This is a genomic window from Glycocaulis sp., assembly GCF_051859565.1.
Taxonomy (GTDB): Bacteria; Pseudomonadota; Alphaproteobacteria; order Caulobacterales; family Maricaulaceae; genus Glycocaulis.
The window spans coordinates 276918-301196 of sequence record NZ_JBHYFK010000003.1 but is presented as its reverse complement, the minus strand read 5'-3'; the positions used below and the strand labels follow the sequence as shown (position 1 = coordinate 301196).

The 24279-nt window shown below is 63.8% G+C and carries 26 protein-coding genes; 10 read left to right on the top strand and 16 right to left on the bottom strand.

Annotated elements, in window-relative coordinates; all coding sequences use genetic code 11:
- Window positions 1–72 precede the first annotated feature (72 nt).
- Both ACTIGC_RS06395 and ACTIGC_RS06390 read left to right on the top strand, forming a co-directional pair.
- On the top strand, window positions 73–966 hold the full coding sequence (locus ACTIGC_RS06395) for a diacylglycerol/lipid kinase family protein (protein ID WP_439633619.1): 894 nt from the start codon (window positions 73–75) through the stop codon (window positions 964–966).
- The gene (locus ACTIGC_RS06390; protein WP_439633618.1) at window positions 963–1754 is read left to right on the top strand and encodes a metallophosphoesterase family protein; all 792 of its coding nucleotides are present in this window, start codon (window positions 963–965) and stop codon (window positions 1752–1754) included. The genes ACTIGC_RS06395 and ACTIGC_RS06390 overlap by 4 nt, the downstream gene beginning before the upstream one ends.
- A 3-nt stretch (window positions 1755–1757) precedes the next feature.
- On the opposite strand, the gene ACTIGC_RS06385 is transcribed toward ACTIGC_RS06390, so the two are convergent.
- The 11 genes from ACTIGC_RS06385 to gatC all read right to left on the bottom strand — a co-directional run bounded on the left by ACTIGC_RS06385 (window position 1758) and on the right by gatC (window position 11327).
- Entirely contained in the window at window positions 1758–2183 is a 426-nt protein-coding gene (locus ACTIGC_RS06385; RefSeq protein ID WP_439633617.1) for a hypothetical protein, read from the bottom strand.
- 99 nt (window positions 2184–2282) lie between these two features.
- Window positions 2283–4154 (bottom strand): ABCB family ABC transporter ATP-binding protein/permease, encoded by a 1872-nt coding sequence (locus ACTIGC_RS06380; protein ID WP_439633616.1) that lies wholly within the window; start codon window positions 4152–4154, stop codon window positions 2283–2285.
- Window positions 4155–4215: 61 nt separating this feature from the next.
- Window positions 4216–5178, bottom strand: a complete 963-nt coding sequence (locus ACTIGC_RS06375; protein WP_439633615.1) for a LysM peptidoglycan-binding domain-containing protein — start codon at window positions 5176–5178, stop codon at window positions 4216–4218.
- A gap of 192 nt (window positions 5179–5370) precedes the next feature.
- The gene (locus ACTIGC_RS06370; protein WP_439633614.1) at window positions 5371–5856 is read right to left on the bottom strand and encodes a GFA family protein; all 486 of its coding nucleotides are present in this window, start codon (window positions 5854–5856) and stop codon (window positions 5371–5373) included.
- A gap of 6 nt (window positions 5857–5862) precedes the next feature.
- Window positions 5863–7368 carry an Asp-tRNA(Asn)/Glu-tRNA(Gln) amidotransferase subunit GatB gene (gene gatB, locus ACTIGC_RS06365; RefSeq protein ID WP_439633613.1) on the bottom strand — a complete coding sequence of 502 codons (1506 nt, stop codon included), beginning with the start codon at window positions 7366–7368 and terminating at the stop codon, window positions 5863–5865.
- A 312-nt stretch (window positions 7369–7680) separates the two neighbouring features.
- Window positions 7681–8673, bottom strand: a complete 993-nt coding sequence (locus ACTIGC_RS06360; RefSeq protein ID WP_439633612.1) for an NADPH:quinone reductase — start codon at window positions 8671–8673, stop codon at window positions 7681–7683.
- Window positions 8670–8897, bottom strand: a complete 228-nt coding sequence (locus ACTIGC_RS06355; protein ID WP_439633611.1) for a hypothetical protein — start codon at window positions 8895–8897, stop codon at window positions 8670–8672. Before ACTIGC_RS06355 ends, ACTIGC_RS06360 begins: the two co-directional genes overlap by 4 nt.
- Window positions 8898–8927: 30 nt before the next feature.
- Window positions 8928–9071: a hypothetical protein gene (locus ACTIGC_RS06350; RefSeq protein ID WP_371394139.1), complete on the bottom strand. Its 144-nt coding sequence runs from the start codon at window positions 9069–9071 to the stop codon at window positions 8928–8930.
- Complete coding sequence (locus ACTIGC_RS06345; protein ID WP_439633610.1) at window positions 9064–9330, bottom strand: hypothetical protein; 267 nt, start codon at window positions 9328–9330, stop codon at window positions 9064–9066. Before ACTIGC_RS06345 ends, ACTIGC_RS06350 begins: the two co-directional genes overlap by 8 nt.
- 224 nt (window positions 9331–9554) lie before the next feature.
- Window positions 9555–11033, bottom strand: coding sequence for an Asp-tRNA(Asn)/Glu-tRNA(Gln) amidotransferase subunit GatA (gene gatA, locus ACTIGC_RS06340; RefSeq protein WP_439633609.1), 1479 nt, complete (start codon window positions 11031–11033; stop codon window positions 9555–9557).
- Window positions 11034–11039: 6 nt separating this feature from the next.
- Window positions 11040–11327 carry an Asp-tRNA(Asn)/Glu-tRNA(Gln) amidotransferase subunit GatC gene (gene gatC / locus ACTIGC_RS06335; RefSeq protein ID WP_439633608.1) on the bottom strand — a complete coding sequence of 96 codons (288 nt, stop codon included), beginning with the start codon at window positions 11325–11327 and terminating at the stop codon, window positions 11040–11042.
- A 159-nt stretch (window positions 11328–11486) separates the two neighbouring features.
- Here gatC and ACTIGC_RS06330 point away from each other — a divergent pair, with 159 nt between their 5' ends.
- From ACTIGC_RS06330 to ACTIGC_RS06300, 7 genes are all read left to right on the top strand, one after another.
- A complete protein-coding gene (locus tag ACTIGC_RS06330) occupies window positions 11487–12218 on the top strand; it encodes a DsbA family protein (protein WP_439633607.1) in 732 nt (243 codons plus the stop codon).
- 79 nt (window positions 12219–12297) lie between these two features.
- On the top strand, window positions 12298–15735 hold the full coding sequence (smc, locus tag ACTIGC_RS06325) for a chromosome segregation protein SMC (protein WP_439633606.1): 3438 nt from the start codon (window positions 12298–12300) through the stop codon (window positions 15733–15735).
- Between the two features lie 121 nt (window positions 15736–15856).
- Entirely contained in the window at window positions 15857–16159 is a 303-nt protein-coding gene (locus ACTIGC_RS06320; RefSeq protein WP_127566150.1) for an AtpZ/AtpI family protein, read from the top strand.
- A gap of 95 nt (window positions 16160–16254) precedes the next feature.
- Complete coding sequence (locus tag ACTIGC_RS06315; protein ID WP_127566148.1) at window positions 16255–17031, top strand: F0F1 ATP synthase subunit A; 777 nt, start codon at window positions 16255–16257, stop codon at window positions 17029–17031.
- Between the two features lie 62 nt (window positions 17032–17093).
- A complete protein-coding gene (locus tag ACTIGC_RS06310; RefSeq protein WP_127566146.1) occupies window positions 17094–17321 on the top strand; it encodes a F0F1 ATP synthase subunit C in 228 nt (75 codons plus the stop codon).
- A gap of 139 nt (window positions 17322–17460) precedes the next feature.
- A complete protein-coding gene (locus tag ACTIGC_RS06305; RefSeq protein WP_233352543.1) occupies window positions 17461–17994 on the top strand; it encodes a F0F1 ATP synthase subunit B family protein in 534 nt (177 codons plus the stop codon).
- Window positions 17991–18485, top strand: coding sequence for a F0F1 ATP synthase subunit B family protein (locus ACTIGC_RS06300; RefSeq protein ID WP_439633605.1), 495 nt, complete (start codon window positions 17991–17993; stop codon window positions 18483–18485). The genes ACTIGC_RS06305 and ACTIGC_RS06300 overlap by 4 nt, the downstream gene beginning before the upstream one ends.
- A gap of 68 nt (window positions 18486–18553) precedes the next feature.
- Here ACTIGC_RS06300 and ACTIGC_RS06295 read toward each other — a convergent pair whose 3' ends face one another.
- Window positions 18554–18829 carry a hypothetical protein gene (locus ACTIGC_RS06295; protein ID WP_127566139.1) on the bottom strand — a complete coding sequence of 92 codons (276 nt, stop codon included), beginning with the start codon at window positions 18827–18829 and terminating at the stop codon, window positions 18554–18556.
- Between the two features lie 340 nt (window positions 18830–19169).
- Between ACTIGC_RS06295 and ACTIGC_RS06290 the strand changes: the two genes are divergently transcribed.
- The gene (locus ACTIGC_RS06290; protein ID WP_439633604.1) at window positions 19170–20300 is read left to right on the top strand and encodes an acyltransferase family protein; all 1131 of its coding nucleotides are present in this window, start codon (window positions 19170–19172) and stop codon (window positions 20298–20300) included.
- Between the two features lie 2 nt (window positions 20301–20302).
- Here the strand turns inward: ACTIGC_RS06290 and gcvPB are convergent, their stop codons facing one another.
- The 4 genes from gcvPB to gcvH are packed head-to-tail and all read right to left on the bottom strand — an operon-like array spanning window position 20303 to window position 24258.
- Complete coding sequence (gene gcvPB / locus ACTIGC_RS06285; RefSeq protein WP_439633603.1) at window positions 20303–21883, bottom strand: aminomethyl-transferring glycine dehydrogenase subunit GcvPB; 1581 nt, start codon at window positions 21881–21883, stop codon at window positions 20303–20305.
- A gap of 2 nt (window positions 21884–21885) precedes the next feature.
- A complete protein-coding gene (gene gcvPA / locus ACTIGC_RS06280; RefSeq protein ID WP_439633602.1) occupies window positions 21886–23232 on the bottom strand; it encodes an aminomethyl-transferring glycine dehydrogenase subunit GcvPA in 1347 nt (448 codons plus the stop codon).
- Window positions 23232–23876: an FMN-binding negative transcriptional regulator gene (locus ACTIGC_RS06275; RefSeq protein WP_439633601.1), complete on the bottom strand. Its 645-nt coding sequence runs from the start codon at window positions 23874–23876 to the stop codon at window positions 23232–23234. Before ACTIGC_RS06275 ends, gcvPA begins: the two co-directional genes overlap by 1 nt.
- Before the next feature lie 16 nt (window positions 23877–23892).
- Window positions 23893–24258 carry a glycine cleavage system protein GcvH gene (gene gcvH / locus ACTIGC_RS06270; RefSeq protein ID WP_439633600.1) on the bottom strand — a complete coding sequence of 122 codons (366 nt, stop codon included), beginning with the start codon at window positions 24256–24258 and terminating at the stop codon, window positions 23893–23895.
- Between the last annotated feature and the right edge of the window lie 21 nt (window positions 24259–24279).

Here is a 24279-nt window from a genome sequence, read left to right as displayed (position 1 = left end):
AAGGGGCGTTGAATGAGAAATGGTTTACATCACGAGAGGAACCTCACCCGGCGCGCAGCGTTATGGAGCAGCATGACCCCGAACACAGAGACTGCCATCCGGCCGGCGAACGTCAGACAGATCACGCGCGCATGCGTGGTGCTCAACCCCAATGGCGGAAGCGTGCCTGCCGACGGACATCATATGCTGGAGGCGCTGCTGGTAGACCTTGGCGTGTCGGCCAGCTTTGAGGTCATCGACCATGATTGCGAGGCGGCGTGCCAGCGCGCTCTCGAACAGGAAGCAGACACGATAATCGTCTGGGGCGGAGACGGCACAGCAGCGTGTGCACTCAACACGCTTGGCCCGGATGATCCGCCCATACTGCCACTGCCCGGCGGCACGATGAACATGCTGCACAAACTCGTGCACGGTGGCGATATGGACGCCGGCACGTGTCTCAGGTCGGTGCTGGAAAACCCGGTCGAGATGGATATCGCCGCTGGCGAAGTGCTGGAGCACCGCTTTTATGTCGGTGCACTGCTAGGCGGGCTGACGCGCCTTGCTGCCCCCCGCGAGGCGCTTCGCAAGGCTGACATTTTTCAGGCCGTCACCGAGTTGGGCGAGGCCAATGCCTTTGGGCTGGATACGCCCATGCGCTGCATCGCCGACACGGGCAACCAGCATGACGCGCAGGCCCTGGGAATATTCCTGTCAGAGGATCCGGGCCGGCCAGGCTTTGATGTGCTTGCGACGGCGCCCGAGGGGTTGCTTGATCTTGCCTATACCGGCCTTACCGGCCTGCTGGCCGACTGGCGCCACGCATGGGGTGTTGAACGCGACTTTGCATCCCGGGTGGATGTCGAGGCCCTTGAATCCACAGGAATTGAGGCCACACTGGACGGTGAACCCGTGACCCTGCCGCGAAACGCCCGTTTTGTGCTGGTCCGGAAAGCAGCAAGGGTGCTGACAGCTCGCAAGGCATGATACGTCTATTCCAATTGGCCGACCTTCACTTCGGCACCGAGGACCCCGGCGCCATGAATGCTGCAGCGGGGATTATCGCGGACAGTGCGCCCGCTGCCCTGATGATCTGCGGCGACCTCACCCAGCGCGGGAAGCGCTCCGAGTTTGAGGCCGCACGCAACTGGCTGGACCAGTTCGAGGTGCCTCAGCTTGTCGTGCCCGGCAATCATGACACGCCTCTCTTGAATGCGGTCTCACGCGTGTCTCGGCCGTTTTCGCGGTTTGCCCGCTATTTCTCTGACCGCAGCGCTTCTCTCGACATTGGCCCATGGCGGGCGGCGGGGCTGAACTCGGCGCGGGGGTGGCAGGCGCGCTCCAATTGGGCTGAAGGCTCGATCAGTTCCACCCAGCTGAGAATCGCGCTGAATGAAATCGGCGAGCAGCCGGGCATACTGGTATGCCACCATCCCTTCAAACCGCCTGTCACCGCCCCCCTGCACACCCGAACTGCCCGTGGAATCAAGGCAAGCGCCATGGTGGCACCCAGCCCGGTTCGGCTAGTCCTGTCAGGTCACGTGCACGGCGCATCGGCGGATCTGCACAGCTATTCACAAGGCTCGTACCTGTCGCTGACAGCCGGAACGCTGTCCACGCGGCTGCGTGAGGGCCAGCCCTCATTCAGCGAAATCATCCTGTCCGGCGATGAGATCGACGTTATCGCACACCGCTTTGACGGCAAGCGGTTTCGCGCTGAAACACTTGGCCAGTTTAAAACCGGGCCTGATGGCAGGATCACCGCAACGGGTTGAAGCTTAACCGGCTATCAGCTTTTTCAGCCAGGCCAGCGGACCGGGCGCGGCCGGCTCACCGGCTGCCCCCTCCTGGCGTTGAGCCAGCAGAAAGGCATCGGCTTCGGCGAGCGTTTCAAACAGACCGACTATACGTCCCGCGCGCCGCAGTTCTTCAGTGAACACCTCGATGAAGCGCGCGTCATTGCTATGGCTGGGGCGGACAATGGCTATGGCAAGGGTTGGCGGCGTCTCGCGGGCAAACATACGGGCAAGCTCAGGGGCTTCCGAATGCGAGATGAGTATCTCGGCCCCGCTCATGTTCATCAGAACTTCGCGTGCGCCCTCGTCCTCGACCAGAGCCGCGTAGAGCGCGAACGATTCCATGGCATCCTGCCAGTCGACGCTGCCCACCCGCTCGGAGGTAATACGCCAATTCCGAGTCTCCACAGAGCGTCCCACGCGCGATCCCTCAGTCACTAAATCGCGGCGACCATAGGAAAAAGGCGTTTACAGGAACTGAACCGGCCGGGAATGGCGGTCTGGCAACTACAGTGCGCGCTCGCGAGCTGCGGTGGCGTCACGCACTTTGCGGGCCGCATCGACGGCCTTGATCTGGCGGTCCCACATCGTCGCATACTTGCCGCCCAGAGCCACCAGCTCGTCGTGCGTTCCCTGCTCGGCAATGCCGCCTTCGTGCAGGACATAGATCTTGTCTGCCCGGGCTATTGTAGAGAGCCGATGCGCAACAGAGATGACCGTGCGCCCCTTCATCACTTCATTGAGGGCTTCCTGCACGTCTCCCTCGGTCTCAGAATCCAGCGCAGATGTAGCCTCGTCAAGGATCAGAATGGGCGGGTCTTTCAGAATTGCCCGCGCCACGCCGACACGCTGCTTTTCGCCGCCTGACAGCTTTAGGCCACGTTCGCCGACACGCGTCTCCAGGCCTTCTTCGAGGTCTTCGACGAACTGACGCAGCCGCGCCCGGTCAATCGCGTCCCATAACTGCTCTTCAGTCGCATCGGGGCGGCCGTAGAGCAGGTTCTGGCGCAGCGTGTCATTGAACAGCACGACATCCTGAGGGACGAGCCCCATCGCGTTTCGCAAGCTTTCCTGCGTGACATGCGCGATGTCTTGCCCGTCGATCAGCACACGGCCCTTATCGGGATCAAAAAAGCGCAAGAGCAGGCGCAGCGTGGTGGACTTGCCCGAACCCGATGGGCCGGCAATGCCGACGAACGTGCCGCCCTTCACCTCGAAACTCAGATTGGCGACCGAGCGGGAGCGTCCCTCATGGGCAAACGACACATTCTCGAACACCATGCCGCCATCGGTGACAACAAGTTCAGCTGCGCCAGGCCGGTCCTGTACATCTGGCACCAGTGTCAGCGTCTGGAACAGCTTTTCCAGATCAACGGCCGCCTGGCGTATCTGGCGATATGCAAAGCCCAGAATGTTAAGCGGCTGATAGACGCTCATCAGCATCAGTGTCAGCGCGGCCACATCGCCCACCTGTAACCGGCCCTCGAGCGCCAGCAGCGCGCCCATCAGCATGACGGCCAGCAGGCCGCCATTCATGATCGCGCTTTGCACTATATTGAGCGTGTTCAGGCTCTGGTCGGACTTGGCCGCCGCCTTGGCGTAACGGCCCTTGGCATCGTTGTAGCGCTCGGCCTCGCGGCGCTCGGCAGCAAACGCCTTCACGGTCTCGAAATTGGCGAGAATATCGACCGCGCGGGCGTTTACCTCGCTGTCGGCCTCGTTCATCTGGCGGCGCAGTTTCACCCGCCATTCGGTGAGGAACCACGTCACAAGCGCATAGGCGACCACCGCTACGACGATAATGACAGCGAATATCCAGCCATAGAGCAGCGCCGCGACGGTGGCAGCCAGGATCAGCTCCACCACAGCCGGTACGATGTTGAAAACCAGGAAACGCAGCAGGAAGTCTACGGCGTTCGCGCCGCGATCAATGATACGGTTCACCGCCCCGGCCCGGCGCGTCTGGTGATAGCGCAGAGAGAGCGACTGGACGTGAAGGAAGCCCTTAAGCGCCATGATCCGCTGGGCGTCCTGTGACACCGGCGCAAAAAGCGAATCGCGCAATTGCGGCGCGGACGTCGACGCAAAACGGGCCAGGGCATTCGCTACAAAGGCGCCGCCAAAAGCCCAGAAGGCGAGCGTCACTCCGGTATTGATACTGTCAGTGAGCGCATTGATTCCCTGTCCGAACAGGACAGGTGCCGCCACGGCGAAAAGTTTCGCGATGAGCGTGAGGAAAAACGCCAGCACCATACGAAAGCGCCAGCGCGCCATGTCCCTGGAGGCGAGTATCCCCGCTACACGGACAATGGCCTCGTCAAGCCGCCCTTCGGGCTGCTGGCTGTCGGGCGTTTTGACGACGTCACTAGGTGTTGCCATGCTTAATGCATAGGCTGATTAGCCAATCGCAACAATGTCTTTTGACCAATCGCGGCGTAATTCAGTTTTCACCAGGAGCAGCCAGCACCTGACCGGGATAAATCAGGTCAGGGTCACGAATCTGGTCGCGATTTGCCTGGTAGATGACCGTGTACTGGAAGCCGTCACCGTAAAGCCGGCGAGCGATGCGCCAAAGCGAATTGCCTGGCTGTACAATCACGCGCTCGCCGCCCATGGAAAGCGCTTCGCGGGTAGCCCTTTCGAACGGCAGGGCGATGACAGCCGTCACCCGGCCTTCGTCATCAAGCTGGTCGAGCTGAAGGTCGTACACGCCCGGCTCCAGCCCCGAACTCGCCGCAACGCTCCAGCGGCCGGCACTGTCGGCCTGCGTTTCGGCAATCAGCTCGCCATTGGCCAGGATTCTCACTCCGGCATTGGGCTCGGCGCGTCCTGAAAAAATAACGGCGCCATTCTCGTCGTAATCCACGGTCTCCAGAACCAGCGGCCCCACGCCTACGCCGTCCTGAGGACCTTGCAGCACGCGGCTGGCCTCGCCCGGCCGGCCGAGCACCACCAGAGGCGTCTCATCGCGGGACGCAGGCACGGACACGACCACAACCTGGTCGGAGCGCACTTCCTGACCATCCGGTGTGCGCATGAGAAGGCTCAGCTCGACCGTGCCGGTGGGCAGCGGGTTCTGCAGGATGATGACCCATTCGCCCGCTGACGTGATGGCGGTGCGGGTCAGCTCGCTCTGATTGGCCAGCAGAGCCACCTCGGCACCCGGCGCGCCGCGCCCGGCAATCACCGCATTGCCGCGTGCATCCACGCGTACGACATCAAAGCTGGGCGGGGTAAGGCTGGTCGCGGGCTGGCGCGGCGCCTCACGTTCGGCCTGCTCGGAAGCCTCAGGCGCCGCCGGGGCCGGGTCTGCGGAAGGCCGCGTGGCGATATAGACGCCCGCTGCCGCAATTGCCGCGACCAGCAGGACAGCCGCTATGATGAAAGACCGCGTGGCAGCCATGCATGTCTCCACAAACGCGCGTCCCTGCGGAGTGGCGGGGACTTCGGTGAGTATCGTCGCCCACACCCTTGCAAGGTGTGGGCCGCTTAATGCATCCCCTGCCCGGACATTCATGCACACCATGCGTGGCAAAAATAGGGAGAGGCTGCAGTAATGCCCTGCGCCCGCGCGCCGGCAGGCCTGACCGGACCATTACTGCTCAGCCGGCGGCCAGATATCCGTGTCGTGATCGGGATGCTGGTGCGACGACCGGCGGGCTAGCTCCGCGCCCTCGGGATCGTCCTCCTCGGTGCTTCCAAAGTTCGGCAGGGAGGCAAGCTGGTCCACTTGCGGCAAGCGGCCTTCAATCCCCAGCTCGAAATCCAGCGGCACGGAGGCCGGATCGTCAAACGCGCCGATGGAAAGCGAAATATGGGCATTGCCCTCGCGGAAAAAGCTCATGGGCGTGCCGCACGCCGCGCAGAAGCCGCGTTCAATGTCTTCAGAACTCGAAAACACGGACGGCTTGCCGCGCGTCCACTCGAAATCCGTCAGAGGCACACCGACCAGCGCCGAGAAGAAGTTGCCGTAGGCTTTCTGGCACATGCGGCAATGGCAGACATGGGCATTATCGCGGATCGAAGCGGCCCGGAACCGGACCGCACCGCACTGACATCCACCTGTTCGCACTGTGCCCATACGCCGCTATATCCCCAGCTTATTCCTCAGTATCTCGTTGACCGCCTGCGGGTTGGCCTTGCCGCCCGTCGCCTTCATCACCTGACCGACAAACCAGCCGAGCGTCTGCGGTTTGACCTTCACCTTCTCGGCCTGCTCAGGATTGGCGGCGATCAGCTCGTCCACCACCTTCTCGATGGCGCCGGTATCGGTGACCTGTTTCATACCCCGGGATTCGACGATCTGTTCGGGGTCTCCGCCCTCGGCCCAGACGATCTCGAACACGTCCTTGGCGATCTTGCCGGAGATGACGTTGGAGGTGATCAGGCTGACGAGCTTTGCCAGCTGCGCCGGGCTGACCGGGCTTTCGGTGATGCCAAGGCCTTCCTTGTTCAGGCGGCCGAAGAGCTCATTGTTGACCCAGTTGGCCGACAGCTTCGCGTCCGCGCCCGCGATCACGGCTTCGAAATAATCCGCCCGGTCCTTGTCTGCCGTCAGCACCGAGGCGTCGTATTCGGACAGGCCCAGCACCTCGACAAAGCGCTTGCGCTTGGCTTCGGGGAGTTCCGGCAGGTTCACGCGGATGTTTTCGATGAAGCTTTCTTCCAGCTCCAGCGGCAAGAGGTCGGGATCGGGGAAGTAGCGGTAATCGTGGGCTTCTTCCTTGGAGCGCATGGCCCGCGTGACGCCGGTATTGGCGTCAAACAGACGGGTTTGTTGCTCGATCTTGCCGCCCTCCTCGATAATGTCGATCTGGCGGCGGGCCTCATACTCGATCGCCTGCATGATGAAGCGCAGCGAGTTCACGTTCTTGATCTCGCAGCGCGTGCCCAGATGCTTGAAATCGCCGGTTTCGCGGAATTTCTCGTACTGGCCGGGCTTGCAGACCGACACGTTCACGTCCGCGCGCATCTGGCCCTTTTCCATGTCCCCGCCGCACGTATCGAGATAGCGCACAATGGTGCGCAGCGTGCGCACATAGGCGGCTGCCTCGATGGGCGAGCGCACATGCGGCTTGGAGACGATCTCCATCAGCGCCACGCCGGAGCGGTTGAGGTCCACATAGGTTGCGTTCGGATCCAGATCGTGGATCGACTTGCCGGCATCCTGCTCCAGATGCAGCCGCTCAATACCCACCGTGAAGCGCGAGCCATCATCGCGCTCGCACACGATCTCGCCTTCGCCCACAATCGGGAACTGGAACTGGCTGATCTGATAGCCCTGCGGCAGGTCGGGGTAGAAGTAATTCTTCCGGTCAAAGCGCGAGAAACGGTTGATCTGCGCGTTGAGGCCCAGCCCGGTCTTCACCGCCTGCTCCACGCAGTGCTTGTTGATCACTGGCAGCATGCCGGGCATGGCCGCATCAACGAGGCTCACATGGGTGTTCGGCGCCGCCCCGAACTCGGTGGACGCACCAGAAAACAGCTTGGCGCTGGAGAGCACCTGCGCGTGGACTTCCAGACCGATCACGATCTCCCACTCCCCGGTCGCGCCGGGCAGGGTGTAGCGGTGGGTGGCATCATCAAGCGGCATGGCAAGTCTCATCGGGTGAAGGAATGGTTTTCAACGCATGTAATGTCGCGACGGCGCGCGTTTGGCTAGGGTTTTTGCTCAGAAGCTCACGGACTGCCATCCTCGGGGCGTGAGGCGATCCGGGGGACCCAGGCCTGAGCAGCCCTCGTCCTTCGAGACGGCTTCTGACGAAGCCCCTCAGGATGAGGGCTTTGGAGTGCGCTTTTCCCCTCATCCTGAGGGTGAGCGTAGCGAACGTCTCGAAGGACGAGGGAAAAGCTGCCTCTCAGGCATGGGTGGCCCGGATAAACCGGGCCATGACAAGTGATCAAGCTACCCCCCGCCCGGCTGGACGATGACGGCGCCGGAGCGCTCGCCGCTCTCCACGCGCTCATGGGCCTTCACGGTGTCTTCCAGAGGCCAGACAGAATCGATGAGCGGACGCAAAAGCCCCGCTTCCAGCGCACTGGTAATGTCGGCAATGGCGCTGGCGCGCTGTTCGGGCGTGATCGCGTAGAGGAAGATGCCCTGCAAGGTGACATTTCTGAACATGAGCGGATAGGCGGCGAACACCGGCTCGCGCGCGCTTTCCGAGCCATACCAGGCAATAGTGCCATGCTCGGCGATCATTTGCGCTGACTGCGCCAGATTGCCGCCCAGCTCCACCTCGACAATGTGATCCGCGCCCGCGCCTTGCGTATCGGCCAGAACCGCTTCCACCACATCCTGCTGGCGGTAATTGATCACATGGTCCGCGCCGGCGGCCATGGCGATGGCGGCCTTGGCGGCGCTGGAGACCGTCGTGATGATTTTCTCCGCGCCTGCCCATTTCGCGATCTGGATGGCGCTGTGACCGACCGCGCCCGCTCCGCCGGTGACCAGCACCGTCTTGCCCGCAACACCGCCATCGCAGAACAGGGCGCGATGGGCCGTCATGGCGGGAATGCCCAGCGCCGCACCCGCCTTCACCGATACCTGGTCAGGCAAGGGCACCGCATGCCCGGCTGGCAGCACGCAGACTTCGGCGCATGTGCCGCCCGAACGCTTGTAGGCTGCGCTGAACAGCCATACACGCTCGCCAAGGCGGGCGGGGTCGACCCCCTCGCCCACCGCCTTGATGATCCCTGCGCCATCGGAATGGGGAATCTGCAGCGGCACGGCCATCGGCCCGCGCGCGCCGCCACGCATTTTCACGTCAGACGGGTTCACGCCGGAGGCCTGCACGGTGACGGCGACTTCGCCGGGGCCGGGCACCGCTTCGGTCCGCTCGCCCAGCGTCAGCACATCGCTGGCTGCGCCCTGCGTTTCATACCAGATGGCTTTCACTCGGACTTGTCCTGATCGGCTTTGCGTGCGTTCTCTGCCAGACCATCAACCCACAGTTTGAGCCGCCGGGCAAACAGGAGCGTGCCTATCCCGGCTGCGCCAAATAGCAGCAGAGCGAGCCCGATGGCACGCAAGCCTGTCTCATCGCCAAACCGGCCCGACAGGATCGCCGCGCCAAGAATGACAAGGCCGCAAAGCGGTATGAGGATGACTGTGGGGTTCATGAAAATCAGGACTGCAACAAGCGGCGGGGACTAACCCGCCTTGCCCTCACGCTCTTCGCGCTGGCGGCGCAGCTCATTCTTCAGCTGACGGGCCTGCTCGCCATAGAAGACGGCCACGCCAATACCGAAGGCCAGCATGCAGCCCAGTACGATCCAGGCGGTCAGGTCATCCATGTCCGGCTCGCTCCTGCTGTATCGTGCGGTCCACTTCGATCACGACGTGCGCGAGAAAATGCAGCACCGCCGCACCGATAATATAAGCGATATTGGTGCCCAATGCACCATCACCAAACAATGCGAAAGCGGCAGCGCCAAGCGACAAAGCGTGCAGCGCATCGCGGAAAAGCTGGGCGTGAGGGCCCATTACCGGGTTCGCCGCTCCGCACGCGGCAAGCGGACTTTCCTCTGGCGAGCGGCGAAGCTCGCGCTCCATTCCTCTTCGCATGGTGCCATAAGGCGCGGGATCATTACAGCAAACACCACACCCAGTACGCCGGACAACACAAGCCCTTCGGGCAAGCCCATGGTTCTGAGGGACTCAGGTAGAAATAGCGCAGCCGCTAACAGCAGAACACCGGTTCCGCCCGATAGTATCGCCAACCCGATTACGCGATATGCCATGGGATCAAAACTATCAGCTTTGGGTTGCTGCGCAAACTACCACCATCTCTCCGGCTTGGCCGTGAACCCTGCCGCATCTTCAATCGCGGCAGCAACGGAAAACATGGTTTCCTCGTCCAGCGCGCGGGTGATGACCTGCAGGCCCAGCGGCAGGCCTTGCGCATCGAGGCCCGCAGGCACGCTCATCGCCGGGATACCGGCTATATTGGCCGTCACCGTGAAGATGTCGTTCAGGTACATCTCGATAGGGTCGGCCTTGGACTTCGAACCAATGCCGAACGCGGCGCTGGGCGTGGTGGGGGTGAGGATGGCGTCCACCTTCTCAAACGCGGCCTGGAAATCCTCATAGATGCGGCGGCGGACTTTCAGCGCCTTCACGTAATACGCGTCGTAATAGCCCGCAGAGAGCACATAGGTGCCAATCAGGATGCGGCGCTGGACTTCCTTGCCGAAACCGGCCGCGCGCGTCTTCTCATAGGTGTCGATCAGGTCTTCACCCTCGACGCGCAGGCCATAGCGCATGCCATCATAGCGCGCGAGGTTGGAGGAGGCCTCCGCTGGCGCGATGATGTAATAGGCGGGCAGCGCGTATTTGGTCATCGGCAGGGAGATATCGACGATCTCGCAGCCTTGCGCCTTCAACCACTCCACGCCCTTTTCCCAGAGCGCGTCGATCTCGCCCGGCATGCCATCAACCCGGTATTCCTTCGGCACGCCAATGCGCAGGCCTTTGACCGGCTTGTCACACGCGCCGAGCATGTCCGGCACAGCGCCGGGATAGCTGGTGGAATCCTTCGGATCATGACCCGCCATGACTTGCGTCAGCAGCGCGCTGTCGCGCACCGTTTTGCCGAACGCGCCGGGGTGATCCAGCGAGGAGGCGAACGCCACCACGCCCCAGCGCGAGCAGCGGCCATAGGTCGGCTTCACGCCGACAAGGCCGGTAAAGGCCGCAGGCTGGCGGATGGAGCCGCCCGTGTCTGTGCCCGTCGCGCCATAGCCTATATCGGCGGCCAGCGCGGACACAGACCCGCCGGACGAGCCGCCCGGCACCAGCTTTTCATCGGAACCCCTGGCGCGCCACGGATTGACCACGGGGCCGGTGGCGGCGGTCTCGTTGGATGAGCCCATGGCGAACTCGTCCATGGAGGATTTGGCGACCATCACCGCGCCCGCGTCCCACAGATTCTGCGTAACGCTGGATTCGTATTCCGGCTTGAAGCCTTTGAGGATGTTGGAGGAGGCGGTGGTGTCCACGCCCTTCGTGGCGAACAGATCCTTGATGACCAGCGGCACGCCTTCCAGCACGCCCGCCTCGCCCCTGGCCCGGCGCGCATCGGAGGCTTTGGCCATACCCAGCGCATGCTCGGGATCGATCACGGTGAAGCAGTTGAGCGCGCCTTGCGCGGCTTCAGCGGCCTTCACATGGGCCTCGGTCAGCTCGGCGCTGGAAACATCACCACGGCTAAGCGCGTCGCGGGCTTGAAGCAGGCTCATAGAAAACACGTCAGACATACCCGCCTACTCCACGCTCTTCGGGACGACGAAAAAGCCTTCTTCGGCCTTCGGCGCATTCTTCAGGACTTTTTCCGGGATTTCCCCGTCGGTCACCTTGTCCTCGCGCATGGGCAGCGGAGTGGAGACCGGCGTGGTCATCGGCTCTACGCCCTGGACATCCACCTCGTTCAGCATCTCGACCCAGTCGAGAATACCATTCAGCTCGCCAGTGAGCTTGGCCACACGGTCTGTAGGTTCGGCGATACGGGCGAGCCGGGCGATCCGGCGGACATCGTCCTCGGTAACGGACATGAGACGCGTACTCCACATGGGTCAGGAAAACGAGCGGCCTGAGTAACAATGCGCATGCCCGCGCGCAAGCGCCCTGCCCTCAAGTCTGGCGCTGGGGCGCGCCCTATGAGTAGAGTGCCGCCAACCTGAACACCGCGCGCACCGGATGGAGCATTCGCCATGGCTTTCAACTTCGCCCGTTCCTTCATTCCCGCCTTTGCAGCCGCTACAGCGCTGGCGCTCGCTGCCTGCGGCGGCAATTCAGGGGCCGCCGATGGCCGCACCGAGTTCGAACGCGAAGGCGACTTTGCCCGTGGCTCGGTCGATGCGCCGGTGGTGTTCATCGAGTACGGCTCGACGGCCTGTGGCGGCTGCGCCGCCTTCCATCAGGGCGTCTACCCCACGCTGAACCGCTATGTCGAAGACGGCACGGTGCGCCTGGTGTTCCGCGAAATGCTGACCGGCTCGGCCGAGCTGGCGCTCGCCGGCTTCATGCTGGCGCGCTGCGCGGGCGAAGAGCGCTATTTCGACGTGCTAGACGTCCTCTTCGAGCAGCAGCAGGCCATCTTCATGGCGGCACAGCGCGGTCAGGCCCGTCAGCAATTCCAGACCATCGCCCGCTCTGCCGGCCTCTCAGACCAGGAATTTCGCGCCTGCATGTCCGATGAGAGCGCGGTGGACGCCATCAACGAGTCCAATCAGCGCGCCGCGCGTGATGGCATCAACGCCACGCCCAGCTTCTTCATCAATGGCGAACGGGTAGAGCCGAACCGTGCCCCGGACGGGTCCGGTGTGGTCTATTTTGCCGGCAACACCGCCATTGAGGACGAGCAGGGCTTCGTACCTGCACAATTCACCGGCGACACCTTCGCGCGAATCATCGAGTATTTCCGGTCACGCGCAGAGGAGTAGCCAAGGCGCGTTTTGGTGGCATGGTGAAGCCCACAGCGGATGACTGCAAAGCAGCGGCGCGGGCTTCAGGAGGCGTCTGGTGAAGTTCACCCGTCTGCGCGTTACGGGCTTCAAGTCCTTCGTCGACCCGGCGGAGCTGCGCATTGATGCTGGGCTGACCGGCGTTATCGGCCCGAATGGCTGCGGCAAGTCCAACGTGCTGGAAGCCCTGCGCTGGGTGATGGGCGCGACCTCTGCCAAATCGCTGCGCGGCGGCGGCATGGAAGATGTCATCTTCTCCGGCACTGCCACGCGCCCGGCCCGCGACCGCGCCGAAGCCATCCTGACTATCGACAATTCCGACCGGCGCGCGCCCGCCCGCTTCAACGACGCCGACATTCTGGAAGTCACGCGGCGTATCACGCGCGGCAAGGGCTCTGACTACAAGATCAATGGCGAGGAAGTGCGCGCAAAGGACGTGCAGCTGCTCTTTGCCGATGCAGGCACCGGCGCGAACTCGCCCGCCCTCGTGCGTCAGGGCCAGATCAGCGAGCTGATCAACGCCAAGCCGGAAAACCGCCGCCGCGTGCTCGAAGAGGCCGCCGGCGTTGCGGGTCTGCGGGCCCGCCGCCACGAAGCGCAATTACGCCTGAACGCGGCAGAGGCCAATCTGGATCGGCTGCAGGAAGTCGTCGACACGCTGCAGAGCCGCTATGAAGGCCTGCAGAAGCAGGCAAGGCAGGCAGGGCGCTACCGCAAGCTGTCGGCCGATATACGCGAGCTGGAAGCCGTGCTCTGGCTGCGCCGCTGGCAGGAGGCGAGCGAGGCCGAGTCCGGCGCGCGCGATCACCTGGCCGCTTGCGAAGCCCTCGTCGCGGACGCCGCGCGGATTGCTGCCTCCGCCACCAGCGCCGCTGAAGCTGCCGCCAATGCGGTTGCGCCACTGCGCGAGCGGGAGGCGGAAGCCTCCGCCGCGCTGCGCCTGCTGGAGCGCGAGCGCGACACGCTGGAACGCGATATAGATCAGGCGAAAGCCAGTATTGCGCGCCTGACCATGCGCCTTGAGGAGCTTGCCGTCAGCAAGGCGCGCGAGACCGAGCTGTCCCAGGAAGCTGCCCAGTCGCTGGAGCGGGTTCGCAGCTCGCTCAAAACGCTGCACGACGAGCTGGCAGGTGACGCTGAAGCGCAAGCCAAGGCCGAAGCCGCGATGGCGGAGGCTGAAGCAAGGCGCAGCGAAGCAGAGCAGAAACTTGACGCTGCCAGTGCGCGCCTCGCCGAGGTGAAGGCCGCGCGCGACACCGCCCGGCGCGATGCTGACAATGCCCGCCGCCGCCACGAAACCCTGCGCCGGGAGGCAGACGAAGCCGCGGCCCGCGCCGCCGAACTGCCAGACCATCACGGCCCCAGCGTCGAAGATCTGGAAAGCGCCGTCACCCAGGCTGGCATGGACGCTGACAAAGCCGCCGAGGCGCTGGCTAAAGCTGAAGAGGCCGCGCAAGCGCTTGCCGAGACCGCTAACACGGCCCGCGATGCGCTGCGCGCTGCGGAGGCCGAAACGCAATCTCTCTCACGCGAGGCCGACAGCCTGCGCCGCATCGTCGCCTCGGGCGGCGATGATGACGGGCTGGTTGAACAGGTGCGCGCAAAGCCCGGCACCGAAAAGGCATTGGCCGCCGCGCTGGGCGATGATCTGGAGGCCGGCCTGTCAGCAGAGGCGGCGCGCCGCTGGACGGGAACCAGCGCCCTGCCCCCGGCCCTGCCGTCCGGTGTGACCGCGCTGAGCGATGTCATCGAGGCGCCCTCCGAGCTGAAAGCCCGGCTGGAATCCATTGGCCTTGTTGACGAGGCGGATCTTGACCGGCTTGCCGGTTTCCTGAAACCCGGCCAGCGGCTGGTCACTCTGGAAGGCGCGCTGCGCCGCTGGGACGGGTTCGCTGCCAATGCCGGTGCGCCGTCTAGCGCGGCCATACGTCTGGAGACGCGCAATCGGCTGGAGACCATCCTTGCGGAGCTGGACGCCGCCCGCGAGCGGGAATCGCTTGCACGCGGCGTACATGAGAAAGCCGCGCAGCGCAGCGCCGAATCGGCAAATGCCGTACGTGCGGCCCGCGAGGCGCGGGACGGATCACAACGTAGCGTGCGTGAGGCTGAGCGGGCGTTGAGCGATGGCCGGGAAGCGGCAGTACGCGCGGAGGCACGCCGCGCCAATCTGGTGGATACGGCACGCCGGCTCGACAGCGAAGCCGGCACGGCGAGAGACGCGCTGGAACGCGCCGAAACCGCGCTTAAAGCGGCCATGGACGCCGATGATGGCAGTGTCGCGCTGGAGACCGCCCGCACCGGGGCGGAGCGCGCCAGGGCCGACGCGGCAGATGCCCGCGCTGCCGTGGAATCGGTCCGCCGGGACGCGCAGAGCCGCCGCCACCGGATTGCCGGGCTGGAGCGCGAGGAAGCCGAATGGTCCCGCCGCGCACAAAGCGCCGCCGAACGCCTGACAGAGATCAATACAGCGCAAACTGATGCGCGCGGCGCCCTTGCCGAGGCCGAATCCGCGCCAGCTCAGCTGGAAGAGCGCCGCAGCGTCATTTTCGACCAGCTGGGCGAAGCCGAATCGCGTGCGCGCCTGACGCGTTCCGAGGTCGAAGCGGCCGAAACGGCGCTGCGCGAGGCCGATTCAACCCTGCGCGCTGCCGAACGCGAAGCCAGCAGCGCGCGCGAGGCAAGGGCCGCTGCCGCCGCCACACTGGAGGGGGCGCAGACGCGCATCGCCGAGACCGCCCAGCGCCTTGCCGATGCTACCGGGGAAACGCCAGAAGCATTGCAGACCCGGTCCAGCCAGAGCGAATATGTGAACCTGTCCTCTGCTGAACTGGAGCGCCGTCTGGACGAGGCCCGCCTGTCGCGCGAGCGCCTTGGCGCGGTCAACCTGCGCGCAGACGAGGAAGCCGAAGAACTTACGTCCGAGCGTGACCGGCTCACCTCCGAGCGGGATGATCTGGTTGAGGCGGTGGCGCGCCTGCGCAAGGCGGTCGATACACTCTCGCGCGAAGGCCGGGCGCGGCTTCTTGCTGCATTCGAGGTGGTGGACGGGCATTTCCGCCAACTCTTCTCCACGCTCTTTGGCGGGGGCGAAGCCGAGCTGCGCCTGACCGAGCATGACGATCCGCTCGAAGCCGGGCTGGAAATCATGGCCTGCCCGCCCGGCAAGAAGATGGAAACGATGTCGCTAATGTCTGGCGGCGAGCAGGCGCTGACCGCTACTGCACTGATTTTTGCGGTGTTTCTGTCGAACCCGGCCCCGGTTTGCGTGCTCGATGAGGTGGACGCGCCGCTGGACGACGCCAATGTCGACCGCTTCTGCCGGATGCTGGAAGAGATGCGCGAGCTGACCGACACGCGCTTCCTCATCATCACCCACAATCCGGTGACGATGAGCCGGATGGACCGCCTGTTCGGCGTGACAATGGGCGAACAGGGCGTCTCGCAGCTTGTCTCGGTGAACCTGCGTGCGGCAGAAGCGCTCCTTGCCGCCGAATAGCCAAAAACATCAAATTTTTCTGATGCTTGGAGCGCAAGCCCGGTCACTTGACTTGCCTATACCGCGCTTATAGTGTGCGCCCGCTTTCCGGGGGGTGTCCTGCGGGAGCAAACAGGCCCTCATGTCCTATCCAAGCGACCATACGAGCCCTCCAGACCCGGATGATTTCGAGCACCGTCTTGCCCGCAAGCTTGAGGCAAGGGAAGCTCAGAGAGCCAAGGAAAATGCGGCTCCATCGGGTTGGGCACTCGGACTGCGCTACGGATCGGAATTCTTCGGCGGCGTCATTGCCGGAGTATTTGTGGGTCTGATGGCAGATCATTTCTTCGGCTGGTCGCCCATCGGGCTACTGATCGGAGTAGTGCTCGGCTTCGCTGCTGGCTCGCTCAATATCGTGCGTGCCGTGAAGTCGATGCAGAACTAGCTCTTGCGCTTCGCGCTCCGGCGCGATAGGCGCACGTCACGTTTTCCAGGCACGCCGGGCAACCGGAGCGCCGCAACACAATCGAGGGGCCGGGCGTGGCTGACACCAACCCGATCAAGCAGTTCGAAATCCATCCCATCGCTGAGCTCAGCGTGGGCGGGCTGGACCTGTCTTTCACGAACTCCAGCTATTTCATGGTCGCCGCTGTGGCGCTGACCGTGGGCCTTCTGGCGCTGGCAACTTCGCGCGCCACCCTGGTGCCGGGCCGGGCGCAATCGGTTGCCGAGCTGCTCTACGAATTCGTGGCAGGCATGATCCGCTCCACGGCCGGCAATGACGGCCTGCGCTTCTTCCCCTTCGTGTTCACGCTCTTCATCTTCATCCTGATGGGCAACATGCTCGGGATGATGCCCTACTTCCCGGCGCCGGATTTCCACGGCTTCACCTTCACCAGCCACATCATCGTGACGTTTGCGCTCGCGCTCGCCGTGATGTCCGTTCTGGTAGGCTTCGGAATTTTCAAGAACGGCCTGAAATTCTTCAAGATTTTCGTGCCGTCGGGCGTACCCATCGCCATATTGCCCTTCGTGATCGTGATCGAGATCATCTCCTTCATTTCGCGCCCGGTCACGCTTGGCGTTCGTCTGTTCGCCAACATGCTGGCCGGCCACATCCTGCTGAAGGTGTTCGCCGGCTTCATCATCATGCTCGGCTCGGTTGGCGCCCTTGGCGCTGTCGGCGCCGTTGCCCCGCTCATCATGGTCGTCGCACTGACCGCGCTGGAATTCCTGGTGGCCTTCCTCCAGGCCTACGTGTTCGCCGTGCTGACCTGCATCTATCTGTCCGACGCGCTGCATCCGGGTCACCACTAGGCGCGACGGACCCGACTTCAACCCGCATCAACTGAAACCGTTCATCCTCGAGGAGTATCGACATGGAAGCGGAAGCCGCAAAATACATCGGCGCTGGACTGGCCACCTTCGGCATGCTGGGCGCTGCGCTCGGCGTGGGCAACATCTTCTCCAGCTTCCTGACGGGCGCCCTGCGCAATCCGTCGGCTGCGCCGGCCCAGTTCGGCAACCTGATCTTCGGCTTCGCCGTGACCGAAGCGCTGGGCATCTTCTCGCTGCTCATCGCCCTGCTGCTGCTGTTCGTCGTCTAAAACAGACGCCGGACTGAGTACCGCGTTCCGCCCGGACCTGCCCTTGCGCATCGGTCCGGCGCGGGGCGCCTGAAGCCTTCGGTTTCGACGACTTGATTGAAGGGAGGACGCCTTGCGCTTGCAAGAGTCCCAGACGGACATGACAGAAGGCGCCGGATACGCCGCGGAAGCGGCCTTCCCGCCTTTCGATCCGACCTATTTTGCCTCGCAGCTCTTCTGGCTCGCGATCAGCTTTGCTGTTCTCTATTTCCTTCTGTCGCGCTGGCTGCTGCCGCGCATCGGATCGGCGATTGAGGAACGTAAAGACCGCATCGCGGACGATCTGGATGCAGCCGCCGGGCTGAAGCTTCAAGCCGACGAGGCCGTGAAGGCTTACGAGAAGTCTCTGGCCGATGCGCGCGCCAAGGCACAAGCGGTCGGGGCAGAAGCCCGGGCCGAGGCGGAACGCCAGAGCGCCGACGAGATCGCGCGCATGGAAGCCGAACTGGAAGGCCGTCAGGCCGAAGCCGAAGCGCGCATTGCGTCGGCCCGCAATGCAGCGCTCTCCGAAGTCCGCAATGTGGCTGCTGACGTGGCCGGCGCGGTGACGGAGCATCTGGCTGGTCTCACCGTCAAGCGTGACGAAGCGGAAACGGCTGTCGATGCCGTGCGCAGCCAGGAGGCGGCCCGATGAACTATCTCCTTCAGGACACGTCTTTCTGGGCATTCATCGGCCTTCTGGGTTTCTTTGCCATACTGTGGCGCTTTGGCGTGCATAAGGTATTGGCCAAGAGCCTTGATGCCCGTGCCGATGCCATTCGCAACGAGCTGGACGAGGCGCGCCGCCTGCGCGAGGAAGCCCAGGAAATGCTGGCAAAGTACGAGCGCCAGCAACGCGATGCAGCCAGCGAAGCCGAAGAGATCGTGAAAAAAGCCAAGCTGGATGCCGAGTTCATCCGCGAAACGGCTCGCAAGGAACTGGCGCAGCGCATTGAACGCCGCACCGCCCTGGCCGAGCAGCGCATCGCGCAGGCCGAGGCCCAAGCCGCCAAGGACGTGAAAGCGCTCGCCGCTGACATCGCTGTGGAAGCGGCCGCGAAGCTTCTGTCCGAGAAGCTCACCAAGACCCAGCGCAATGCGCTTGTGAAGGACGCTGCCGGCGAACTGGCCGAGCGCATCAACTGATTTTGATGCGCCATACAGGATATGAAAACGGGGCCTGACGGCCCCGTTTTTTTTGTGCCTGAGGGCTTCTAGTCCTTCTCGCCGAACATGCGCTTTACCCGGTTCCACACCCACGGAAAGCGTCTCAGAATGCCCGTGACCACGCCATGAGCCGTCCGCGACGAGGCTGCCAGCAACAGGGCCGCGAGAATGAATAGCGGGATACCCAGCGGGATCGGCAGGAAGAAAAGCGGAATAGCCACCGCCATCAGGAACAGGCCGAGCGCTACCCCGATCGCACGCAGCACGAGTACGATTACCCCGCCAATGCGGGATTTGCTGAACTCGTTGACTGCATCATTCATGACCAAGGCTGTCTCCCCGGGGGCGCGAAACGGATAACGCGGCTTATGTGAGCCGCCGGATTGAAGCTGCAAGGGCGCGCGCAGCCGATTCCCGGCAGGTGTTGTATTATGGCGATCATCCGCATGCCAATTATGGCGCAATTGCGGACGGGCCAGCTGGTTCAACGCATACCCCGAAATAACCCGCCCGCATGAATGCCGGTTCCCAAACGGGTGTGGAACAGTCCCCCGGCGCGGCCGTTGACCGGGCTCGCCGATTGCCTGCCCATGGCGGCTTCTATAGCGTCCACACAACGCCAGACACGGGGCCAGAAACGGGGCCGGAATGCACTCTGCCATCATGCCACTTCATTCCCTGCAGTCCCTGCGGGCTGTGGCAGCGCTGCTGGTCCTGGCCGCTCATGCATCGCAGATCGACGCGCGGTTTTTCAGCGCACCTGTCAGTAGCGGGCAGTGGATACTGGGTTTTGCCGGCGTGGACCTGTTCTTCGTGATTTCCGGCTTCGTGATGGTCTACATCACCCACAACAAGCCGCGCGGAGATGCACACTTTATCGGCCGGTTTGCCTATGCGCGGTTCACCCGGATCTACCCCGTCTACTGGTTTTTCACGGCGCTCGCGCTCGCTGCCTATATCGCGATACCCGGCGCGCTCAACCGCGATCTGGCTGACCTGCAGATATGGCAGTCCTTCACGCTATGGCCGATAGAGGGCGACCTGCCCGTCCTGCACGTCGGCTGGACGCTGACGCACGAGATATATTTCTACCTGGCCTTCACCCTGTTTCTTGCCTTGCCGGAGCGCTGGCTGCCCGCCCTGCTCGCCCTCTGGGGCGGGCTGGTGATTGCCGGGTCGGTATGGCTGCAGGACCTGCCTGCCATAGGCGCACTCATCGTCAACCCGCTGACCATCGAGTTCATTCTGGGTGCCATGGCTGGCATGCTGATCTGTTCGGGTGAGCGGCGGCTGGCCCGCGCTGCCCTCGTACTCGCTGCAGTTTGGCTGGCCGGCGCTACGTTGCTGATATGGCCGGAAAATGCCGAGGCCTTCCCGGCCGGCTGGGCGCGCGTTGCCGCTTTCGGTGTGCCCTCAATGCTGATTGTCTATGGCGCGATAAGTCTGGAGATGCAGGGCAGGCTGAAACCACCGGGCTGGCTGGTGATCGTCGGGGACTGGTCCTACGCGCTCTATCTCTGCCACCTGCTGGTCCTGTCCGGGCTGGTGCGGGTCTGGGTGAGTGCTCTGCCCGATTTCGGGCCGATGGCGAGCCTTGCCTTCCTGATCGTGGCAATGGCGCTATCGATTGGCGTGGCGGGCGCGGCCTTCCGTCTGCTGGAATTCCCCGCGCTGAAAGCCACACGCTGGCTGGGCGACCGCCTGTTTGAGGGGCCGCACAGGCCAAGGCGTGCGCCCGCGGCCCACGAGGATCCGGCTGTCCAGGCAGGACAGACCGGATCCAGGGATAGCTGAGCCTATTCGGCCGCTTGCGGCTGGTCTTCGCTCTCCTGCCAGACCAGCACCGGATTGCGGGCCGCGCGCGTCTCGTCGAGGCGTTTGACCGGAGCATGCACCGGGGCAGACGTGAACCGCGCCGTATCGCCGGATTTGGCCGCCTCTGCGAGGCCTTCCAGCACGTCGCAGAACCGGTCGAGGCCGGACTTGCTCTCCGTCTCGGTCGGCTCGATCAGCATCGCGCCATGCACCACCAGCGGGAAGTACATGGTCATCGGGTGATAGCCCTCATCGATCATCGCTTTCGCGAAATCGAGCGTGGTGACGCCGGTGTCTTTCAGGAAGCGGTCATCAAACAGCGCTTCGTGCATGCACGTGCCCTCAAAGGCGGGCGTCATGACATGCTTCAGGCGCGCCAGCACATAGTTGGCGTTGAGGACAGAGTCTTCTGCCACCTGGCGCAGCCCGTCAGAGCCATGGCTCATCATGTAGGAGAGCGCGCGGGTGAACATGCCCATCTGGCCGTGGAAGGCGACCATACGGCCGAAGGGCTCGGCGCCGTCGGCGCGGGCCTCTGCCTCATGCTCGACCATGTGCCAGGTCTCACCCTTCTTCACCACGTACGGCACCGGCGCAAACGGGGCGAGCGCTTCGGAGAAGACGGTCGGGCCGGAGCCCGGACCGCCGCCGCCATGGGGGGTGGAGAAGGTCTTGTGCAGATTGATGTGCATGGCGTCGATGCCGAGATCGCCGGGGCGCACGCGGCCAACAATGGCGTTGAAATTCGCGCCATCGCAGTAGAAATACCCGCCCGCCTCGTGGATCAGGTCGGCGATTTCCTTGATGTCACGCTCGAACAGGCCGCACGTATTGGGGTTGGTCAGCATGATGCCGGCAACATCATCGCCGAGCTTCGCCTTGAACGCTTCCATGTCGACGCGGCCATCGGCATTGGCCGGGATTTCATCGCAATAGAAACCACACTGCACCGCCGTTGCCGGGTTGGTGCCGTGCGCGCTTTCAGGCACCAGCACGCGGCGGCGGCCGGTTTCGCCGCGCGCATCCAGCGCCGCGCGGATAGCCATCATGCCGCACAGCTCTCCATGGGCACCGGCCTTGGGGCTCATCGCGACGCAGGGCGTATTGGTCAGCGTCATCAGCCAGTGGGCCAGCTCGCCGATCAGCTCCAGCGCGCCCTGCACAGTCGATTGCGGCTGCAGCGGGTGGACATCGCCAAAGCCCGGCAGGCGCGCCATCTTCTCATTCAGGCGCGGATTGTGCTTCATCGTGCACGAGCCGAGCGGATAAATGCCCAGATCGATCGCGTAATTCTTGCGGCTGAGGCGCACATAATGGCGCATCGCCTCCGGCTCGGCGAGGCCGGGAAGGCCAATCTCGCTTTTGCGCTCCAGTCCGCCAAGGCGCGTTTTGCCGCCTTTCAGCTCGGGAAGATCAACGCCGGTCAGATCGGTGCGCCCGCGTTCAAAGATCAGCGGTTCGGCTTGATCGAGGCCTCTGCTGCCGGAGATGGTGTCGGCATAGCCGCCCGTAGCGGCATTGGTGTTTGGACGGGTGGGACGTCCCTGCTGGTTCATGGCCATGGTTAGAGCACCTCTTTGAGGGCGGACGCGAAGAGCGCGATATCGGCATCGGTATTGGTTTCGGTCGCAGCGATGATCAGCCGGTCATCCAGCCCGCCATCGGGCCAGAGGCGGCTGGCCGGAACGCCTGCCAGCACGCCCTTGGCGATCAGCGCCTCTGTTACGGCAGCAGCATTTTTCGGCAGTCTCACCGTAAACTCGTTGAAGAAGGCGCCGGTCTCGACCGTGACGCCCGGTACGGCGGATAGCGCATCGGCCAGCTCCACCGCCCGCTCGTGATTGAGGGCGGCAAGGTGTTTCAGGCCCTTCTCCCCCAGCAGCGTCATGTGGATGGTAAAGGCGAGCGCCATCAGCCCGGAATTGGTACAGATGTTGGAGGTGGCCCGGTCGCGGCGGATATGCTGCTCGCGCGTGGAGAGGGTGAGCACGAAGCCGCGCCGTCCGTCGGCATCGATGGTTTCACCCGCCAGACGGCCCGGCATGTTGCGGATGAAGTTCTTGTCATTGCGGCAGGCGAAAAGCCCCACATAAGGTCCGCCAAACTGCAGGCCGACACCGATGGACTGGCCTTCGCCGACCACAATGTCCGCGCCCATCGCGCCGGGGCTTTCAATCAGGCCGAGCGAGACGATCTCGGTAAATACAGCGATCAGCAGCGCGCCCTTGGCGTGGGCCGCCTCGGCAATCGGGCGCAGATCGTGGATGCCGCCAAACACGTCCGGGTTCTGCACCACGACGCAGGCGGTTTCATCGTCGATCTGGCTGATGACATCATCGAGACCGCCCGGCACCGGCGCGTCTGCCGCGACGTCGATATTCATGTAGCGCGCGAGCGTGCGCGTCGCCTCGGCATAGTGCGGATGCAGATTGCCAGAGAGCACCGCACGCGAACGCTTGGTCACCCGCGCCGCCATCAGCACGGCCTCCGCGCACGCGGTCGAGCCGTCATACATGGAGGCATTGGCGATATCCATGCCAGTCAGGCGCGCCACCTGCGTCTGGAACTCGAACAGGGTCTGCAGCGTGCCCTGGCTGATTTCCGGTTGATAGGGTGTGTAGGCGGTGAGAAATTCCGAACGCTGGATCAGATGATCCACGCTGGCCGGGATGTGGTGCTTGTAGGCCCCTGCCCCCACGAAGAAAGCCGTGTCGCTGGCGGCGACATTCTTCTTCGCCATGGCCGCGAAGGCGCGCTCCACCTCCAGCTCGGTCGCCCGGCGGGGCAGATTGACCGGGCCATCCAGGCGCGCAGCCTCAGGTACGTCGGCAAACAGCGCATCGACCGAGCTGACGCCGATCACGCCAAGCATTTCGGTGCGGTCTTCAGGGGTAAGCGGCAGATAGCGCATCAACCTCGCTCCAACTCTCTCATCAGGCCCGCCGTCTGGCGGGCATCGGGTTCAGGTTCGGCGTCCAGAAACGCCAGAACCCCGTCAAAATCTTTCCCAGCCTTGTTCTGGCTGAGCTTCTTCACCGCCGTCACGCTGCTGACCGCCAGCCGCAGGCCGGCAATCCCGCGCAGCAGCGCATCGACATAGTCCTGCGGCGCGTCCGACACGGCCCAGGGCTCGGCCCGTCCGTCCTCGAACCGGCCCGTCAGCGCTTCCAGCAGCGCCCGAAGATCGTCCGCACCGTCAAAGGCCGTCAGGCGTCCATGGGCTTCGGCGGCCACATAGTTCCAGGTCGGCACCGCCCGGCCATGCTCGGACTTGGACGGATAGGCCGACGCGCTGACATAGGCGTGCGGCCCTGAAAAGAGCGCGACAGCCTCAGCCCCCTCGCCCAACGCCTGCCAGACCGGATTGGCGCGGGACACATGGCCGAGCAGCGCGGTTACACGCCCCTCGCGATCCCGCTCCAGCACGACCGGCGTGCGCGCCGTCACCAGCCCGCCTGCTCCGCTCGCCACCAGAGTGGCAAACGGATAGGCCGCCATCACCGCTTCGGCCTCGGCCCGGTCCGTTACGGCAAAGTGGCGAGGCGGGTAGACCATCAGCTTGCGCGCACCCCTAGCCGATATGCTTGGCGTAGGCGGCTTCGTCCATCAGCCCGTCCAGCTCGCCCTTGTCAGCGATCTTCAGCTTGGCAAACCAGCCACCGGCCAGCGGCTCGTCATTGACGATCTGGGGCGCGTCCTCAATGCCGTCATTGACCTCGACAACCTCGCCAGAGACCGGCGCATACACCTCGGCAGCGGTTTTCACCGAGTCCACCACGGCGATCTCGTCACCCTTCTTGAAGCTCTTGCCCACATCAGGCAGCTCCACGCTGATCACATCGCCCAGCTGTTCGGTTGCGTACTGGGTGATGCCGATAATGGCGATATCGCCCTCGAGGCGGACCCATTCATGGTCTTTGGTGAAGCGTGTGGTCATGGCGGTAACTCCCCGTCAGAA